An 18,489-nucleotide genomic window follows, 5' to 3' on the forward strand; every position below is an offset into this window, starting at 1 on the left:
AGAGCCGCAGCGCGACGGGCACCGGCACCTCGCCGCGGGCCAGGGTGAGCGAAACCAGGGCTTGGCAGTTCGCCGTCTTCCCCAGCACGCCAGCGTATTGCTGAGCGACCCCGACCGAGTGCTCGCCCTTCTTGGGTAGCGCGGTGTCATCGATGATCAGCATCGCCTCCGGCCCGCCCACGAGGCGGTCCGCCTCGCGCGCCAGCACCATTTCGAGTGGGGCGGTCTGCCAGGCAGGGCTGCTAATGAAGTGGTGCAGTTGGTCACAGTCGGCAGGCGCAATCCGCGCCGCCATCGGCTGTACGCTCTTGCGCTCCCCCGGCCCCAGCAGACCCCGCACATACACTGGCGCCCAGCGCTGCCGCACCTTGTGACCAAGAGCCCCCAAGAATGGCTTCAGCCACTCGGCAAAGGTCGATTCCCACTCCGCTGCCGCTTCGATCATGCGCCACCTCACCGGGCCGCACCTCAATCGGAACGTCCATCAGCTTACCAGCCGGGATCTCAGGCCAACAGAAATCTGCCGAAGTAGTGTTAGTACTCCCCGGAAAACCGCTGCGCCGTTTTGCGGGGGAGGCCAAATGGTCTCTCCCGATCAGCGCTCCGGTCCAGCCTTCCGCGGCAAAGCCGCGGAAGGACGCCAGGAAGCGCCCGGTTCCGACAGGCGCTCGTGTTGCAGGGGGGGCGCTCCCGGGCCGCATTCGCCCCGCGCGTGGCACCGCCTCAACCGGCGAGCGCCGCTGCGGCAGCGGCAAATCGCTCTGGGTCGGCCAGCACTCGTGGCACCTTGTGCTGCCCGCCGAGCTTGCCCTGCGCCCGCATCCAGCCGGCGAAGGCGCCGGGCGGCAGCAGCACCACCTCCGGCGGATCGAGCTGCCCGCCACGCCGGTGCGCCGCATAATCATCATTCCGGCTGACCAGCGACGCATCCAGCGCGGCTGCCAGCCGTGGCGCCAGCCCGGGGGGAGCGGTGGCGGCCGGTTCCACCAGCCAGCGGTGGCCACCGCGCGCATCGCGGAACACCGGCCCCACCATATACTCCGCCACCGCCAGCCCGAAGGATTCGGCCGCGCCAAGCAGCGCCGCCTCGATCTCCTCGCCGGACAGGTGCTCGCCGAAGGCCGACAGCGTGTAGGAGGTGCGGCCGGTCACCAGCAGCCGCGGCGGCGCGCGGGAGATGAATCGCACCGTGTCGCCCAGCACATAGCTCCACAGCCCGGCGCAGGAGGTGACGACCACGGCGTACTCCACCCCGGTCTCGATGGTGGCCACCCAGTGCCGGGTCGGCGCCGCCGTGCCCAGCTCGCCAACCGGAACGAATTCCCAGAACACCCCGCGATCCGCCAGCAGCCGCAGCCCTTCGCCCGAGCCTCCATCGGCGATGGCGCAGAAGCCCTCGCTGGCCGGGTAGACCTCGCGGGTCGAACACGTCGCCGGCAGGAAAGGGGCGAGGCGCTCGCGGTAGGGAGCCCAGGCGACGCCGCCATGCACCAGCAACTCCAGCCCTGGCAGCGGCGGCATACCGTACCGCACCGCCAGCCGCTCCAGCAGGATCAACAGCCAGGACGGTGTGCCGGAGAGCACCCGGACCGCGTCATGCGGCACCGCCTCGGCCAGCGCCGCCAGCTTGCGGTCCCAATCCTCGATCAGCGCCAGCGGGCGCGGCGGGAAGGTCCAGGGCGCGAGGAAGCTGGGCACCTCCACCGCGGCAATGCCGGACAGGTCGCCCTGCCGCACGTTTCCCTGGCCCTTGGGCACGATTCTCTCCAGCGCGGTCGAGCCGCCGAGCATGAAGGTGAGCCCGCCGAGGACCCGGCTGCGCGGATGGTGGTGCAGATGCCAGGCCAGCACGTCCAGCGCCGCCGCCCGGTTGGCCCGCACCATCGCCCGGCTGACCGGGATGTGCTTGGTCCGGCCGGAGGTGGTGCCGGAGGAGAGCGCGAAATACGGCATTCGCCCTGGCCAGGTGACATTGCGCAGCAGCGGGTAGGCCGGCTGCCACCAGTCGCGCCAGAAGCTTTCGTAATCGCCGAGCGGCACCCGCGCCTGGTAGCTGGCGACGTCGCGGAGGCCGGCGAAGCCGTGCCGCGCGCCGAAGCGCGTGCCCGCCGCGCGGCGCAGCAGCCGCCGCAGCAGCGAGGCCTGCGCCGCCGCCGCATCCTGCCGCCGCAGCACAGCGATGCGCCGGCGGGTCAGCGCATGCAGCAGCGGCGTCGCGTCGAGGATCATGGTCGCAGCACCGTCACCCGGGGGTACTCCGCCGCCACCGTCTCCGGCCGCAGCGGCAGGCGGATGCTGCGGCCCTCCCGCCACAGCGGCACCTGGTCGGCGAAGGCGGCACTGCCGAGCCAGCCGTCCTGGCCGCCGAACAGGGTGAACCAGTTGGCGTCCAGGTCGGCCATGTCGGAGATCTGCCGCGCCATGGAGCCGAAGCTCACCTCATGCGGGCCGGTGACCATTCCATGCCCGGTCTTCATCGGCGTCTCGCGCGAGCCGCCGACCGGGAAATCGGCCAGCACGAAGGCGCGGCCGAGCAGCGGCAGGTTCACCAGCCAATGCGCCACCCGCAGCCGGTGCACCTCGCCCCAGTCGCGATAGCGGGCCGCATCCGGTGCCGCCCCCGCCACCGCCGCGCGCAATACCGCCTCGCACCGCGCCGGCGGCAGCGCATCGAGGTCGCGCAGCAGGAAGGTGGTGAGGAAATTCCAGCCGGTCTCCGGTCCACGCCCGCTGCCGCCCTCGGGCTGCAGCGCGGGGGCGAGGCGGGCCAGGAGCAGCTCGAAGACCAGGGCGGCGCGGCTGTCGGCGGCGTAGTCCCCATCCCAGCCGCGCAGCGGGGCGAGCAGCGCCGGCTCGGGCGCACCGCCCGGCAGTGCGTCCAGCCGGGCCAGCAGCCCCTCGGCCAGCGCCGCCGCCTTGGGCGCCACCGTGTCGCGTTGCAGCGCGGCGAGGTCGGCGGCGGTCAGCCGCGGTCGCGCCTGCAGCAGTGCCCGCAGGCGGGCGACGCGGTCGCCATCCGAGAAGAAATAGCCGATGGGCGGCGGCGCCTTCACCCAGCTTGCCGGATTCTCATTGGCCGAGGCCAATATGCCCTCGGGCGGGTCCTCCAGATGCGGCAACGCCCCGCCATCGCGCAACCGCCGCCAGGGGCTGGTCGCGGCCGGGTCGGCGGCATCCAGCACCGGGTCGGTCGCGGGGAAGCCGGCGCGGTCGGGCAGCAACGCCGCGGTCAGCCGGCCGATGCGCCCCGCCCGGTCGACCCAGAGCATGTTCTGCGGCGAGACTGCGAAGTTGGCGAAGCTGGCACGGAACGCCTCCCCGTCACGGGCCCGGGCGGCGCGCAGCAGGGCGGTGATCTCATCGGCCGGCTCATGCCCGGCCCAGCGCAGCGCGATCGGCTCCCCCGGCCGCGAGGGCACCACGGCGGCATCGGTCACCACCGGCCCCTGCGGCGAGAGCCGCACCCGCCGGGTCGCCGCGAACCACAACCGCTGGCGGATGCGGACCTCGGCCTCGGTGAGCGGCTGGGCGGAGACGTCGAACAGATCGGAGGAGGCCGCCCGCAGATTCGTCCCGCCCCAGGCGATGTCCGGGCTGCGCCCGAGGCCGATGATCGGCAGCCCCGGCACCATCATCCCGACTAGGTGGTAGGAGGGCGAGCGCATCCCGACCAGCAACCAGAGGTTCGGCAGCGACAGGCCGAGATGCGGATCGGAGGCCAGCATCGCCGCCCCGCTGGCACTCCGCCCGGGCGCCACCGCCACCGCATTGCTGCCGGAGCGCGACAGCCCGGTGAGGAGGGCGCCGAGCGCGGCCTGCCCGGAGTTCGCCGGCGCCAGCCCGGCCCCGGCTTCCCGGGTGCGGACCCAGAGCCGGGCGAAGCCGGGCTTCCCGCGCTCCGCCAGCAGGGAGAAATAGCCGAGCCAGTTGATGTCGGTGCCGGCCAGCCGGCCGATCGCCACGACGTCCTCGGGCGTATAGGGCTCGCGCCCCAGGCCGAGCAGCCCGGCCTCCGGCGGCCGCGGCCCGTGCAAGGTGGCGTGGTTCAGCCCGGCGACGAAGGCGGTGACGAAGGCCCTGGTCTCCTCCGGCCACCGCCGCACCACCTCGGGCGCGGCGCGGCCGAAGCCGAGGATGCGCAGCGCATGGTCGATGTCGGTGGCCAGCGGCCCCGCCACCTCAGCCAGCCGGCCCTGCGCCACCAGCCGCAGCAGCGCCACCTGCACTCCGCGCAGATGCCCGTGCACCAGGCCCAGCGTGAAGGCCAGGTCGGTGTCGCTGCCGGCCTCGACCCAGGGCACCAGATGGTCGTTCCAGCGGATCGTCACCGGCCCCTGGAGCGCCAGCCCGTCCCGCGGCAGCGCCGCCAGCCGGGATTCGATGCCGACCTGCCGCGGCAGCAGCGCGCCGCACCCCGGCAGCATGGCAATGGCCGCCAGCAGCAGCGCCGCCCGGCGCCGCAGCCTCGCCGATCCTCCTCTCGATGCCGGCACCCTGGTCTCCCCGCCTGTCCACCCCTCAGCTTTGGGCGGCGGCCGGCCGACGCAAGCGGGTGAGTGTTACGATATGCTGCTGGCGACCGCCTCGATGGCGGCGACCAGCCGGCTGATATCGATCGGCTTGGTCAGCAGCCGCAGCGGGCCACTGCCGTCATGCAGGTGGCTGATACCCTCAGGGGGCGGGAAGCCGGTCATCACCACCACCGGCAGCGCTGGCCGCTCGGCCCGCAGTCGGAAGATCAGCTCCCGCCCGTCCAGCCGCGGCATACGCAGGTCGGTCAGCAGCACGTCGAAGGTCGCTCCGGCGGCGGCAAGCTCCAGCGCTGCCTGGCCATCCGCCGCCGCCAGCACGACGAAGCCGGCCTCCGCCAGGCCTTCCTCCAGCACCTCGGCGGCGAGCCATTCATCCTCGGCCATCAGCACCCGCAATGGCGGGGTCATGCCACCGGTCCTGAGACGGTGCGGGCAAGCGGCAGCGTCATGCGGAACACCGCGCCGGCATCCGGCCGGCCCTCGGCCCAATTGGTCCAGGCGATCCGGCCGCCCATGCCGCGCAGCAGGCCGGCGGCGATCGGCAGGCCGAGGCCGGTGCCCTGGCCAGGGTCCTTGCTGGTGACGAAGGGGTCGAGGATATGCGCGGCGATAGCCGCCGGGACACCGCCGCCGGTGTCGCGCACCGCGATCACCGCGCTGCCCGGCTCGGCGCCGGTGGTGAGGCTGACGGTGATGCGGCCGGGCGCATCGGGCTCCAGCAGGCGGCGGCGCGTGACCGCGTCGCGGGCGTTCTCCAGCAGGTGCAGCAGGGCCTGCTCCAGTTGGGCGGCGCGGCCGCGCACCGGCACCGTGGTGGCGCCGACCGGCTCCAGCACCACCTCGATCCGCTCGAGCTGCCAGGCGCGCTGCGCCACCTCCACCGTGGCGGCGGCGGTGGCGGCGGCGTCGAACACCTCGGTGGCGCCCGGGGCGTCCCGCGCCAGCTCGCGCATCCGCTCCAGCAGCGTGCCGAGCCGGCGGGTCTGGTCCAGCACCACCTCCAGCGCCCGGCGCGGCGTGCCGATGCCCTGCTCCAACGCTGCCCGTGCCCGTTCGGTCCACAGGCCGATGATGTTCACCGGCTGGCTCATCTCATGCGCGACGCCGGCACACATGGCGCCGATGGTGGCGCGCCGCGCCGCCTCCACCAGATCGGCCTGCAGCCGGCGCAGCTGGGTGACGTCGCGCAGGCTGCCCAGCAGCCGTGGCGGCTCTCCCTCGGTGCCAGGCAGCGGGACTAGCACAGTGTGCCAATGGCGGGTGACCTGGCCGATGTCCTCAAGCGCCGGCATCGTGCTTTCCCAGTCGCGCGGCGCGCCGGTGGCGAGGCAGGCGGCGAATTGCCTTGCCAGCTCGGCCGCCGCCTCGGGCTCCAGCAGCCGCTCCGGGCTGATCCCTTCCAGCGCTTCCCGCGGGGCGCGGAACAGTCGGCAGAAGCTGGGGTTCACCGTCTCCAGGATGCAGCCCTCGGGCTCCGCTCGGACCACGAAGAGCGCATCGGGGATATGCTCGAAGAAGCCGGCGAGGCGGGCTTCGCTGTAGCGTGCGCGGTGTTCCGCCTCGCGCCGCTCGCCGATCTCGCGCCGCAGGCTGGCATTCGCCTCCGCCAGCGCCTGAACCGAGGGCAGCGCCAGGATCCGCGGCAGCAGCGGCCAGATGACGATGGCGGTGACGACGGACACCACCGCGGTCGCCGCCTTAAGCATGCCCTGCACGCCGTAGCCGGGATGCCAGAGAGTCCAGGCAGCCATGAAATGCGTCGCGCCGCAGAGCAGGATGAAGGCGGCGAAAAGCTCGACCGCCCAGGGATAGAGGAGGCCCCTCCGGCGCATGGCGACGATCATCAGAACCGCCAGGATGGACCAATAGGCAAGCCCCGTCAGCACGTCCGAGACCAGATGCAGCCAGATCAGATCCGACCGCCAGAGCAGGCAGACCCCATGCGGGGACAGCGCCTCGGTCTCCAGTAGCGCGGCGATGCCGGACATGAACCACCGATCCGTGGAGAAATGGACGCGAAAATGCGAATGACCAATGCGTCACTATCGGTTCGCGCTGGCATATGTGCGAGGTGTGAGCCGGTTGTCCCACCGTCTTGTGATGGCCGGGTGCATGACGCGTCCCTTGCTCAACCACGGCGCATCGCGCGGGTCAGCGCCAGCACCGGCAGCAGCCCGGCGGCGACGATGAGCAGCGCGGCGGTGCTGGCCTCGGCCAGCCGCTCGTCGGCGGCCAGGCTGTGGACGCGGACCGCCAGAGTGTCGAAGTCGAAGGGCCGGACGATCAGCGTCGCCGGCAGCTCCTTCATCGTATCGACGAAGACCAGCAGGAAGGCGGTCAGCAGGCTGCCGCGGGCCAGCGGCAGTTCGACCCGCCAGATCGCCCCGGCTGGCCGGGCGCCGAGCACCCGCGCCGCGTCGCGCAGGCTGGGCTTCAGCCGGGCCAGCCCTGAATCGACGGCCGACAGCGCCACTGCCAGGAAGCGGACCAGATAGGCGAAGACCAGCGCGGCGATGCCGCCCGAGAGCAGCAACCCGGTGGAGATGCCGAAGCGGGTGCGCATCCAGCCATCCAGCGCATTGTCGAACAACCCGAGCGGCACGAGCGTGCCGACCGCGATGACCGAGCCGGGGATGGCGTAGCCGAGGCCGGCGACCCGGCTGGCGAGCTTCTGCAGCGGCCGCGGATGCAGCCGCGCCGCCCAGGCCAGGACGCTGGCCAGCACCACTGCCGCCAGCGCCGTGATTGCCGCCAGGAAGAGGCTGTTCCGGGCAAAGGGCAGAAAGCGGTGCGACTCCAGCGGATCGCCGACCTGCAGCATCAGCGCCAGCAGCGCCCCGGCCGGCACCACGAAGCCCAGCAGCACCGGCAGGCTGCAGGCCAGCAGCGCCACCGCCGCCTTCCAGCCGTGCAGCACCACCGGCCGCAGCGGCGGGACCCGCCCGGTGGTCGGGTGGAAGCGCCGGCCACCGCGCGAGACCTGCTCCAGCAGCAGCAGCAGGGCGACGAGGCCCATCAGGCAGGCGGCAAGCTGGCTGGCGGCGCTGCGGTCGCCGAGGCCGAACCAAGCCTCGTAGATGCCGGTGGTGAAGGTGCGCAGGGCGAAATGCTGCACCGTGCCGAAATCCGCCAGGGTCTCCATCAGCGCCAGCGCCACCCCGCCGACAATCGCCGGCCGGGCCAGCGGCAGGGCCAGGCGGAGGAAGCAGCGCGGCAGCGAATGGCCGAGGGTGCGGGAGGCTTCGAGCAGGCAGACGCTCTGCTGCAGGAAGGCGCTGCGGCACAGCAGGTAGACATAGGGGTAGAGCACCATGCCGAGCATCAGCGCCGCCCCGGGCAGGCTGCGGATCTCGGGGAACCAGTATTCACCCCAGCGCAGCCCGGTGGCGTCGCGCAAGCCGGTCTGCACCGGCCCGGCGACGTCCAGCAACCAAGTATAGGCATAGCCGCAGACATAGGCCGGCATTGCCATGGGCAGCAGCAGCGCCACCTCCAGCACCGGCTGGCCGGGGAAGCGGCAGGCGGTGACCAGCCAGGCGGAGAGCGCCCCGGCGGAGGCCACCATCAGCCCGACCAGCAGCGCCAGCAGCGCCGAATTGGCCAGCATCTCCGGCAAGGTGGTGGCGGCGATATGGTGCCAGACCGTCCCGGCCGGGGCCGCCGCCGAAACCAGCACGGCCAGCAGCGGGGCGGCGATCAGCCCGGCGAGCGGCAGGACCAGCCAGGCCCAGCCCGGGCCGCGGCGGCGCGGCCGCGGCAGGGCGAGGCCCGGGCCCAGCAGGGCAGGGGCTGGCAGAGGGGGGGCTGGCAGGGGAGGGGCGGCCGACATCTGCGATCTATTCTCAGTCGCCCGGTAGCATGCCGGCCTCTGGTGGAATACCCGGCCTGGGCTATTCGGCCGCCTTGCTCGCAGCCTTGCGCGTTTCCCATTCGGCGACGGTCATCCGCGGCACCTCGACGCGATCGGTGGTGCGGGCGTACCAGCCGCGGCCGTGCATGCGGCCAACCAGGTTCATCTTCGGCGTGTCGACGTAGCATTTCACCGGGTCGATCACGCAATCATCCCGGACGTGCACGGCGATCACCCGGCCGAGGACGATGGTGTGGTGCCCCGCCGGCACCAGCTGGAAGGTCTCGCATTCCAGCGCCACGGGGCTCTCGGCGATCCGCGGCGGCCTGATGCGGGCGGAGGGCAGGGCAGTCAGCCCGGCTTCTTTCAACTCATCGACGCCGGGCGCGAAGTCCACGGCGGTGGCGTTCATCGCGTGGATTGCCTCCTCCGGCACAAGGCAGACGGTGAACTGGCCGGTGGCGCGGATGTTGGCGGCGGTGTCCTTCAGCGCGCCGGGGGCCTTCGGCCCACAGCCGATGCCGATCACCACCGGGTTGTCGCTGAAGGCGTTGAAGAAGGAATAAGGCGCGGCATTCACCACCCCCTCCGCATCCTGGGTCACCACCCAGGCGATCGGCCGCGGCACCACGGTGGAGACGACCAGCTTGTAGCAATCCTGCGGCGGCAGCGTGGCGAAGTCGAACAGCATGGCGATCTCCAGGTGCGGGGTGCGTGGAAACTGGCCTGCGGCGTTGCGGCTGTCGAGGGGCGCTGGCCGGGGAGCGGCAAGCCGGCGGCGGCGGATTTCGTGGATTCCTCAGCCGCTTGTTAAGGGCTGCCGCCGCAGACTGGGCGCAGGAGGACCTGCCTTATGCGCCTGTTCCGCAACCTCAGCGTCGGCCGCAAGCTTGCCGCAAGCGTCACCCTGGCGGTGCTGCTGCTGGCCGGGCTGGTTGGCGTAGTGACCCTCAAGCTGGCGCAGGCCGATGCCCAGCGCACCGAGGAGCGGCATGCAGCGGCCGCCCAGCTCGGCGCCCAGCTTGCCGCGACCCAGACCGCGCTGGCCTCGACCGCCTTGCGCGACCTGCTGCTTGCCCAGACCACCGAGCAGATCGCTCCGATCTCCGAAGCGCTGCAGCGCGCCCTGGCGGACGCCAGCGCGCGGCTGGACTCTGCGGCCGAGAAGGTCGGGGCGGAGGCCGTGCATGCCAAGCTGACCCTGGCCCGCGAGGCGCTGGCGGAGTTCGTCGCCTCGACCGGCAGCCAGACGCAGATGCGCATCGACCTGATCGACCAGCGTGACAACGTGCTGATGCCCCGCTCCGGAGAATACGACCAGGCCTTCGAGGCGGTCTCCAGCATGCTCGACATCGACGTTCCAGCCGAGCAGCGCGACGACGCCCGGCAGCGGGTGCTGACCTTCCACGCCGCGGTGAACGACGTCCGCCTCGGCAGCCAGCGCTATCTTGCGACCGGCGAGGAAGGCCAGGCCCGCCGGGTACGCCGGGCCGCGGCGCAGCTCAGGGTGCACCAGCGTGCCCTCGGCTCCATCACCGTGGCCCCGACTGCGGTTGGCGACCTGCGCCGCATCACCGATATCTCCAACGCCATCGCCGCTGCGGCGGTGGAGGTGGTGCAGCTCTCCGAACGTGCCATCCAGGAGCGGGGGGAGAAGAGCACCCCGGCGCTGGAGCGCATGGATGAGGCGCTGGGCGAGGCCGCCGCCCTGCTGCGGCAACTGGCGGCGACCCGGGCGAGCGAAAGCGCCGCGGCGGCGAATTCGGTGCGCGAGGCGGTGCTCGGCTTCGGCCTCGCCGTCGCGGTGCTGCTGCTGCTGTCCGGCTGGCTCACCGCGCGGGCCATCGGCGCGCCGCTGCGGCGGCTGGTGGCGACGGTGCGCACCATCGCCGGCGGCGACGCCAGCGTGGCGGTGCCGGACCGCGACCGGCGCGACGAGATCGGCGGCATCGCCACGGCGATCGAGGAACTGCGCAGCACGGTGCAGCGCGCCTTCGCTCAGCAGCAGATGCTGGAACAGCTGCCGATCGCGCTGATGACCGCCGACCCGAAGGATGATTTCCGCATCGGCTACATGAACCCGCACAGCCTGGAAATCCTCGGCAAGCTCGAAGCGGTGCTGCCCTGCAAGCCGGCCGAGATCCTTGGCCGCAGCGTCGACCTGCTGCACCGCGACCCGGAGCGGCAGCGCGAGGTCATGGCCGACCCGAGCCGCCTGCCGCACAAGGCGCGCATCCGGATGGGCGTGGAGGTGCTGGACCTGTCGGTCAACGCCATCCGCAACGCCCAGGGCGACTACGTCAGCGCGATGCTGGTATGGAACCTGGTGACCGCCCAGGCCCGGCTGGCCGACAGTTTCGAGGCCGAGATCGGCGGCGTGGTCGAGGCCGTGGCGACCGCCGCGGCCCAGGTCCACCAGGCGGCGGAGGCGCTTTCCGCCGCCGCCATGACCTCCGGCCAGGAGGCCGAGGCGGTGGCCGCCGCGGGCGGCCGCGCCGGCGCCGATGTGCAGGCGGTCGCCGCCAGCGCCGAGGAACTCGCCTCCTCGGTCGCCGAGATCACCCGTCAGGTGGCCGATGGCGCGACCGTCGCCCGGGCCGCGGCGGAGGAGGCGCGGGCCACCGACGGCACGGTGCAGGGCCTGGCCCAGGCGGCGGCGCGGATCGGCGACGTGGTGCGGCTGATCGGTGACATCGCCGGCCAGACCAACCTGCTGGCGCTGAACGCGACCATCGAGGCGGCGCGGGCCGGGGAGGCCGGCAAGGGCTTCGCCGTGGTCGCCTCCGAGGTGAAGGCGCTGGCCGGGCAGACCGCCCGGGCAACCGAGGAGATCAGCCAGCAGATCGGCGCCATCCAGGGCGCGACCGGCGCCGCGGTGACGGCGCTGCGCAACATCGGCACCACCATCGAGCGGATGAACGAGGTCACCTCGGCGATCGCCGCCGCGGTCGAGCAGCAGGGCAGCGCGACGCGGGAGATTGCCCGCAGCGCCGCCCAGGTGGCGGATGGCACCTCGGCCGTCGTCAACCGCATCCAGGATGTGCAGCGCGCCTCGGTCGAGACCGGGGAGGCCTCGGCCTCGCTGCTCGGCGCGGCGAACGACCTCACCGGCCATGCCGGGTCGCTGCGCAGCCGGTCCGGCGACTTCCTGGGCAGCATCCGCATCGCCTGATCGGCAGGCGGCGGTCCCGGCCTGGCGGTTACCGGCCAGGCCGGGACCGCGTCATTCCAGCCTGATGTTCGCCGCGCGGATGGTGCGGCCAAGTTCGGTGATCTCGCGTCGCGCCACCGCATCCAGCTCGGCGATGCTGAGGGCGCGCAGCAGCACTCCGCCTTCCTCGGCCCGGCGACGGATGTCGGGCTGGCTGGTCGCCTCCCGCATCGCGGCGTTGAGCCGTTCGAGGATCGCCGTCGGCGTGCCGGCTGGGGCGAAGAAGGCGAACCAGGCATCGACGATGAAGCCCGGCATGCCGGCCTCGGCGGTGGTCGGCACCTCCGGCAGGGCGGGGATGCGGGCGGCGCTGGCAATCGCCAGGGCCTTGATCCGACCACCCTGCACCAGTCCGATGGCGGAGGAGGGGGTGGTGATGAACAGCTCGATCCGCCCGCCCGCCATATCCTGCAGCGCCGGCGCCGCGCCGCGGTAGGGCACATGCACCATCGGCACGCCGATCGCCTGGCTGAACAGCACGCCGCCGATGTGCTGGATCGAGCCATTGCCGGAGGAGGCGTAGTTCAGCTCGCCCGGCCGCGCCTTCGCGTAGGCGGTGAACTCCGCCAGCGTCGTCACCGGCAGGTTGGGGGCGGTGAAGATGCCGTGCGGCGCCACCGTCGCCATGCCGACCGGGGTCAGGTCGCGCAGCGGGTCCCAGGGCAGGTTGGGAATCATCGCCGGGTTGCCGGCATGGTAGCCCGAATACTGCAGCAGCAGGGTATGGCCATCCGGTGCCGCCCGCGTCACCGCCTGGATAGCGATGTTGCCATTGGCGCCGGGCCGGTTGTCGATCACCACCTGGGTGCCGAGCAGCCGGGTCAGTGCATCCTGGTACAGCCGCGCGGCGAAATCGCTGCCGCCGCCGGGCGGGTTGGGCACGACGACGGTGATGGGTCGCCCGGCAAGGGGCTGGGCTCGTGCCAGTGCGGGGGCAACAAGGGTTGCCGCGAGCAGCGCGCGGCGGCCGGTGCGGGACATGGGCGGCTTCCTCCGTTTCGGCAACAGATGCACTGGCTATGCCCCAGCCGGCAAGGGGCGCGCCGGCTGGGACATCGCGTTCCATGCCGGCGAGGGCTGCCCATGCCCGGCCTGGTGCAGGGGGCGCCGTTCGCGGGATGACACGGCACCGCTGGCGATGATCCGCGCCCCGCTACCGCTTTACATCGCGACGCTCCCAATCCTTGTCACACTCCGCCCCGCCGGCGCCGACCAGCAGGCTGGTGCGGAAGGTGATCGGCAGCTGCGGCGCCTCGCCCTTCGCCTCCGCCCGGCGCATCTCCTGCCATTTGCAGGTGAAGGCGGTCGGCCGGTGCCAGAACAGCACCTGGCGCGGTTCCCTGGCGGCGGCTGGGCCGGCCGGGCTAACCGGAATGTCCCAGGGGCGCGGCCCAAGGCCGAGCCCGGTCAGGCTCAGGGCCAGCACGGCGATGCTGCCGCCAAGCAGCCGGGCCGGCTGCCGCGGCAACGGCAGGGCCAGCAGCAGAAGCAGCAGCGCGGGATACATCAGCCGCTCGCCCGGATTGACCACCACGGACTGGATGCGGGAGGGCAGGAACAGGAACAGCAGCCCGAGCCCCGCGGCGGCGGCCACCGCCGCCCAGGGCACGGAGCGGCGCCGCCAGGCGGTGCGGCCACCCCAGGCGATCGCCGCCAGCAGCGCCGCGGCATAGAGCAGGTTCACCGCCGACCCGGCCGAGTAGACCAGCGGCCGCAACACCGCATCGCCGCCGGAGTCGAAGACGAAATTGTGGTACGGCCCGATCTTGGCGAGGGTATAGGCCTTGAGTGCCAGGGACGAGGCTTCTTCGACCTGCCCCGGCTGGTGCGCCGTCGGCGGCGCCTCCTTGCCCAGCACATACCAGGCGAACAGCAGCATGGCAGGGGCCAGGGCCAGGGCGGTCGGCAGCACCCGCCGCCGCGCCAGGGCCTCCACCCCCAGGATCGCCGCGAAGGCGGCGAAGACCATGGCATGGGCAAAGAACAGCAGCAGGCCATACGCCAGGATCAGCCAGGGCGATATCCGCCGCGCCTCGGGCAGCAGGTACCACCCGGCCAGCAGCAGCAGCCCGGTTTGATAATTGCCGTAGCCGTTCCAGAAGGGCGCGTTGAAGAAGAAGGAGATCAGCAGGATGCAGGTGAAGGGCGCGGCCGCCTCCGGCTGGTAGCGCCGTGCCAGCCCGGCCGCCAGCAGCAGCGCGGCGGCGGCGTAGGCCACCAGGAACAGCCTCCCCGCGGCCGGCGCCGGCATCACCAGGGCAAAGCCACCGAGCAGCAGCTGGAACAGCGAATTCGGCACCGGATAGCCGGCCAGCCGCACCCCGGGCAGGGCGCCATCATCGCCGAGGCGGGCCAGCACCTCCGCCTGGTAGATCCATTCGATGAAATCCTGCAGCGGCGGATAGGGTGACAGCAGCAGGACGGCGGCGATGGTCAGCACGGTCAGGACAGCGAAACCCATTGGCCAGGCAACAACCAAGTTCCGCGCCGGGGCAGGCGCGCAGAGGCGCAGCCAGGTCAGTCCCCCCGCCCGTGCGGGTAGCCCATGCGGATCCGGCAGGCCGCGTGACGGCCGGGTCGCGGTTGGTTCCATGAATTCTCCTGAGCCGCTCTTGTTGCCAAATAATTCGAAAGCCTTTCCGGACCCGGCGAATGAAGGCTTCCTTCCGGCCCAGCGGGAACGAGGGTAGTTCCAGGCAGTTGCGCGAGATGAGTGCCGGATTGATAGGACTTGGTCGTTGCGGGCAGGGCCGTATGGACCCACTTCGGGCGATGCAACCGCGCCAATTCGGCTGAAGCAATGCCGCGGCTGAAGGAAGTGCCCCGCTTTTATTTCAGATCCGAGAACGCCGGCGCGTTGTGACGATTTTGGTCGCCTTGGGCCACCATCCTTCCTTGCCGCATCATCCGCCCTCCTGCCCCTACTTGGAGTTTAGCGGAGGCGCCGTCCCCTCCCTGCTTTGGCCGGCGCGGCTTGCCGACCGTCCCACTGCATGGCATATGCCCCGCGTCGGCGCCGGAGGGTCCCCAGAGGGGCAGCTCCGCCTCGGCAAATTCGCACGCGGCGCGCCCTTCCATGCGGCAGGGTCCGGTCCCGGGAGAGATCCCTGGGAAGGCGCCGCGGAGGCACAACCGGACTGAACGGAAGGATTTTCGCCGATGGCGATGCCCCAGGTTTCCCTGCGCCAGCTGCTTGAAGCGGGCGTGCATTTCGGCCACCACACGCGGCGCTGGAACCCGCGGATGGCGCCCTACATTTTCGGTGTCCGCAACCAGGTCCACATCCTCGACCTGCAGCAGACCGTGCCGCTGATGGAGCGCGCGCTGCGTGCGGTGCGCGACGTGGTGGCGGCCGGCGGCCGGGTGCTCTTCGTCGGCACCAAGAAGGCGGCGGCCGAGTATGTGGCGGAAGCGGCGACCCGCTGCGGCCAGTACTACGTCAATCACCGTTGGCTCGGCGGCATGCTGACCAACTGGAAGACCATCACGGGCTCCATCAAGCGCCTGAAGCAGATGGAGGAGCAGCTCGGCGGCAACATCACGGGTCTCACCAAGAAGGAGATCCTGATGCTGACCCGCGAGAAGGAGAAGCTCGACCGCGCGCTCGGCGGCATCAAGGAAATGGGCGGCCTGCCCGACATCATCGTCGTGATCGACGTGGTGAAGGAGAAGCTGGCGATCGAGGAGGCCAACAAGCTCGGCATCCCGGTGGTCGCCGTGGTCGACAGCAACGCCGATCCGCAGGGCGTCGCCTTCCCGATCCCGGGCAACGACGACGCGATCCGCGCCATCCACCTCTACTGCGACCTGATCGCTGGTGCGGTGTTCGATGGCATCTCGGCTGAGCTGCAGGCCTCCGGCGTCGACCTTGGCGCTTCGGCCGATCTGCCGGCCGAGGATGTGCTGGAGGAGGCGGAGCCGGTGCTTGGCGATGCGCAGTCGAGCCCGACCGCAGGCCTCGATACCGAATCGCTCGAGACCTTGATCCAGGCGAACCAGGACGACGGCAACCAGGCCGCCAAGGTCTGAGCGCGGCACGAGACGGGAGAAGACCCATGGCCGAGATTACCGCCGCGATGGTCCGCGACCTGCGCGACAAGACCGGCGCCGGCATGATGGATTGCAAGAAGGCGCTGGTGGAGTCGGGTGGCGATGCCGAGGCCGCGATCGACTGGCTGCGCAAGAAGGGCCTTTCGGCCGCCGCCAAGAAGTCCGGCCGGGTCGCGGCGGAGGGCTTGGTGGGCGTTGCCAGCGCTCCCAACGTCGCCGCCATGGTCGAGGTGAATGCCGAGACCGACTTCGTCGCCCGCAACGAGAAGTTCCAGCAGTTCGTCGCCGAGGTGGCGGGGCTGGCGCTCTCGGTCGGCGAGGATGTCGAGGCGCTGCGGAATGCCCTCTATCCCGGTACGACGCACAGCGTCTCCGAGGAGCTGACCCGGCTGATCGCCACCATCGGCGAGAACATGACCATCCGCCGCGCCAGGCGGCTGGAGGTCAGCCAGGGTGTGGTTGCCACCTATACCCACAACGCGATCAAGCCAGGCCTTGGCAAGATCGGCGTGCTGGTGGCGCTGGAAGGCGCCTCGGAGATCGAGGCGCTGGAGCAGCTCGGCCGGCAGATCGGCATGCATGTGGCGGCCGCCCGGCCGGAGGCGCTCGACACCTCGGCGGTCGACCCCTCGGCGCTGGAGCGTGAAAAGGCGGTGCTGACCGAGCAGGCCCGGGCCAGCGGCAAGCCGGAGGCGATCATCGAGAAGATGGTCGAGGGCCGGATCCGGAAATACTATGAGGAGGTCGTCCTCCTCGAGCAGGTCTGGGTGCATGACGGCGAGAGCCGGGTGAAGGCGGTGGTGAAGAAGGCCGGCGGCAAGCTGACCGGATTCGCCCGCTTCCAGCTCGGCGAGGGCATCGAGAAGAACGCCGGCGACTTCGCCGCCGAGGTGGCCGCGGCCGCCGGCACGGCGCCGAAGCCCTGAGCGCCGGCACCGCCGCCGGCTGCTCAGCAGGTCGTGCCTGCCCGCCGCGGCCCGATGCCGCGGCGCTTTCACCCCCTTGTGGCCACCGCAGCCTTGCGGCATTCGGGGGGGGTAACTATGGTTCCCCGCCTGCCGTCACGGTCGCATAATGAGCCATCCGCCACTCTACCAGCGTGTCATGCTCAAGGTGTCCGGTGAGGCACTGATGGGGGACCGTGAATACGGTCTCGACACCAACACCTGCCGGCGCATCGCCGAGGATGTGAAGGGTGTCGTCGATCTCGGCGTGCAGGTCTGCATGGTGATCGGCGGCGGCAACATCTTCCGCGGCATTGCCGGTGCGGCGGCCGGGATGGAGCGGGCCCAGGCCGACTACATGGGCATGCTCGCCACGGTCATGAATGCCCTTGGCATGCAATCCGCCCTGGAGAAGGCCGGCCTGCCGACCCGGGTGCAGAGCGCCATCCCGATGCAGTCGCTCTGCGAGCCCTACATCCGCCGGCGGGCGATCCGCCACATGGAGAAGGGCAGGGTGGTGATCTTCGCCGCGGGCACGGGCAATCCCTTCTTCACCACCGACACCGCGGCAGCGCTGCGTGCGGTGGAGATGGGCTGCGATGCTCTGCTGAAGGGCACCCAGGTGGACGGCGTCTATGCCTCCGACCCGCGGAAGAACCCGCAGGCGGAGCGCTATGTGACGCTCACCTATCTCGATATGCTGTCGCGCGACCTGGCGGTGATGGATGCCGCCGCCATCAGCCTGGCGCGCGAGAACCGCCTGCCGATCATCGTCTTCAACATCCACGAGCCCAACGCCTTCACAGCGGTGATGCGGGGCGAGGGGCGGTTCACGACGGTGGTGGAACAGTAGGGAGGGTGGAACCGCAGGGCATGGCCACCGCTGGCGAACACGCCATGGCCATAGTCTGCGGGTAGCCTCTGGCGTCCCAGAGCAGATCGCCGCAGGGCGCGATTCTGCTCGGAAGCAATAGACCGGCCCGATCGCGGTCCCAACAGGACCACGGTTTGGGCCGGTGGCCTGCCCGGGGCTCGCCTGCGAGCCTTGGACCAGCAGGCCACTGAGCCGTTGTTTGCTGGTGTGCCTTCTCGATATTGACGTTCTGGGAGCGTCAGGATCGGGCACACCGCCCGGCCCGGTCGCTCGACGGCGTGGCCGGAGGGCGGGAACCGGTCGGCGGACCAACCATGCCGGACCGCCCAGGGCTCTGCGGCCCTTCGCGGCGGTCCGGCCGGCGATAGAAGCGGGGGACAGAAGGCCATGCCGGCCGACCTCAAGTCGTTGAAGCAGGATCTGGCGCGCCGGATGGATGGCGCGCTGGAAACATTGCGGAAGGAATTCGCCGGCCTGCGCACCGGCCGCGCCAGCCCGGCGCTGCTCGAGCCGATCCGGGTCGAGGCCTATGGCACCGAGCAGCCGCTGAACCAGGTGGCGAATATCTCGATCGCCGGGCCCGGGCTGCTTTCGGTCCAGGTGTGGGACCGCGCCGTGGCCAAGGCGGTCGAGGTCGCCATCCGCGACAGCGGGCTCGGGCTCAATCCGCAGGCCGAAGGCCAGGTGATCCGCGTGCCGCTGCCGCCGCTGACCCAGGAGCGCCGCAACGAGCTGGCGAAGACTGCGGCGAAATACGCCGAGGGCAGCAAGGTCGCCATCCGCGGCGTCCGCCGCGACGGCATGGAACAGGCCAAGGCGGCGGAGAAGGACAAGAAGGCGCCGATCAGCCAGGATGAGGCGAAGACCTGGGCCGACGAGGTACAGAAGCTGACCGACCAATACATCAAACAGATCGACCAGATGCTCGCCGAAAAGGAAAAGGACATCAGGCAGGTTTGAGCCCGTGTCAGGCGCTCCCAAGCTCGATTTGGCGCCGACCGAGGCGCTGTCCCGCCTCGCGCCGGCCG

General features: G+C 71.2%; 14 protein-coding genes. 5 read left to right on the top strand and 9 right to left on the bottom strand.

Annotated elements, in window-relative coordinates; genetic code table 11:
- The 7 genes from H7965_RS15890 to H7965_RS15920 form a co-directional block, all read right to left on the bottom strand.
- Nucleotides 1–445, bottom strand: a 445-nt coding sequence (locus tag H7965_RS15890; RefSeq protein WP_186771576.1) for an IS701 family transposase, incomplete at its 3' end; no start/stop codon positions are given.
- Nucleotides 446–723: 278 nt separating this feature from the next.
- A complete protein-coding gene (locus tag H7965_RS15895; protein WP_222440644.1) occupies nucleotides 724–2,229 on the bottom strand; it encodes a GH3 family domain-containing protein in 1,506 nt (501 codons plus the stop codon).
- On the bottom strand, nucleotides 2,226–4,493 hold the full coding sequence (locus H7965_RS15900; RefSeq protein WP_222440645.1) for a penicillin acylase family protein: 2,268 nt from the start codon (nucleotides 4,491–4,493) through the stop codon (nucleotides 2,226–2,228). The genes H7965_RS15895 and H7965_RS15900 overlap by 4 nt, the downstream gene beginning before the upstream one ends.
- Nucleotides 4,494–4,559: 66 nt before the next feature.
- Entirely contained in the window at nucleotides 4,560–4,940 is a 381-nt protein-coding gene (locus H7965_RS15905; protein ID WP_186771577.1) for a response regulator, read from the bottom strand.
- Nucleotides 4,937–6,520, bottom strand: coding sequence for an ATP-binding protein (locus tag H7965_RS15910; RefSeq protein ID WP_186771578.1), 1,584 nt, complete (start codon nucleotides 6,518–6,520; stop codon nucleotides 4,937–4,939). The genes H7965_RS15905 and H7965_RS15910 overlap by 4 nt, the downstream gene beginning before the upstream one ends.
- A 140-nt stretch (nucleotides 6,521–6,660) precedes the next feature.
- Entirely contained in the window at nucleotides 6,661–8,361 is a 1,701-nt protein-coding gene (locus H7965_RS15915; RefSeq protein WP_186771579.1) for an ABC transporter permease, read from the bottom strand.
- A 61-nt stretch (nucleotides 8,362–8,422) separates the two neighbouring features.
- A complete protein-coding gene (locus tag H7965_RS15920; protein WP_186771580.1) occupies nucleotides 8,423–9,073 on the bottom strand; it encodes a flavin reductase family protein in 651 nt (216 codons plus the stop codon).
- A 162-nt stretch (nucleotides 9,074–9,235) separates the two neighbouring features.
- Between H7965_RS15920 and H7965_RS15925 the strand changes: the two genes are divergently transcribed.
- The gene (locus H7965_RS15925) at nucleotides 9,236–11,554 is read left to right on the top strand and encodes a methyl-accepting chemotaxis protein (protein WP_186771581.1); all 2,319 of its coding nucleotides are present in this window, start codon (nucleotides 9,236–9,238) and stop codon (nucleotides 11,552–11,554) included.
- 51 nt (nucleotides 11,555–11,605) lie between these two features.
- On the opposite strand, the gene H7965_RS15930 is transcribed toward H7965_RS15925, so the two are convergent.
- Together H7965_RS15930 and H7965_RS15935 are read right to left on the bottom strand one after the other, a co-directional pair.
- Entirely contained in the window at nucleotides 11,606–12,574 is a 969-nt protein-coding gene (locus tag H7965_RS15930) for a Bug family tripartite tricarboxylate transporter substrate binding protein (protein WP_186771582.1), read from the bottom strand.
- Between the two features lie 172 nt (nucleotides 12,575–12,746).
- Complete coding sequence (locus H7965_RS15935) at nucleotides 12,747–14,186, bottom strand: hypothetical protein (protein ID WP_186771583.1); 1,440 nt, start codon at nucleotides 14,184–14,186, stop codon at nucleotides 12,747–12,749.
- Between the two features lie 566 nt (nucleotides 14,187–14,752).
- On the opposite strand from H7965_RS15935, the gene rpsB reads away from it, so the two are divergent.
- From rpsB to frr, 4 genes are all read left to right on the top strand, one after another.
- Entirely contained in the window at nucleotides 14,753–15,622 is an 870-nt protein-coding gene (rpsB, locus tag H7965_RS15940) for a 30S ribosomal protein S2 (protein WP_186771584.1), read from the top strand.
- 26 nt (nucleotides 15,623–15,648) lie between these two features.
- Nucleotides 15,649–16,569, top strand: a complete 921-nt coding sequence (gene tsf, locus H7965_RS15945; protein WP_186771585.1) for a translation elongation factor Ts — start codon at nucleotides 15,649–15,651, stop codon at nucleotides 16,567–16,569.
- 148 nt (nucleotides 16,570–16,717) lie between these two features.
- Entirely contained in the window at nucleotides 16,718–17,440 is a 723-nt protein-coding gene (gene pyrH / locus H7965_RS15950; protein ID WP_186771586.1) for a UMP kinase, read from the top strand.
- Between the two features lie 408 nt (nucleotides 17,441–17,848).
- Nucleotides 17,849–18,421 carry a ribosome recycling factor gene (gene frr, locus H7965_RS15955; protein ID WP_186771587.1) on the top strand — a complete coding sequence of 191 codons (573 nt, stop codon included), beginning with the start codon at nucleotides 17,849–17,851 and terminating at the stop codon, nucleotides 18,419–18,421.
- Nucleotides 18,422–18,489: the final 68 nt, after the last annotated feature.

This window comes from Siccirubricoccus deserti (assembly GCF_014283215.1).
Classification (GTDB): Bacteria; Pseudomonadota; Alphaproteobacteria; order Acetobacterales; family Acetobacteraceae; genus Siccirubricoccus; species Siccirubricoccus deserti.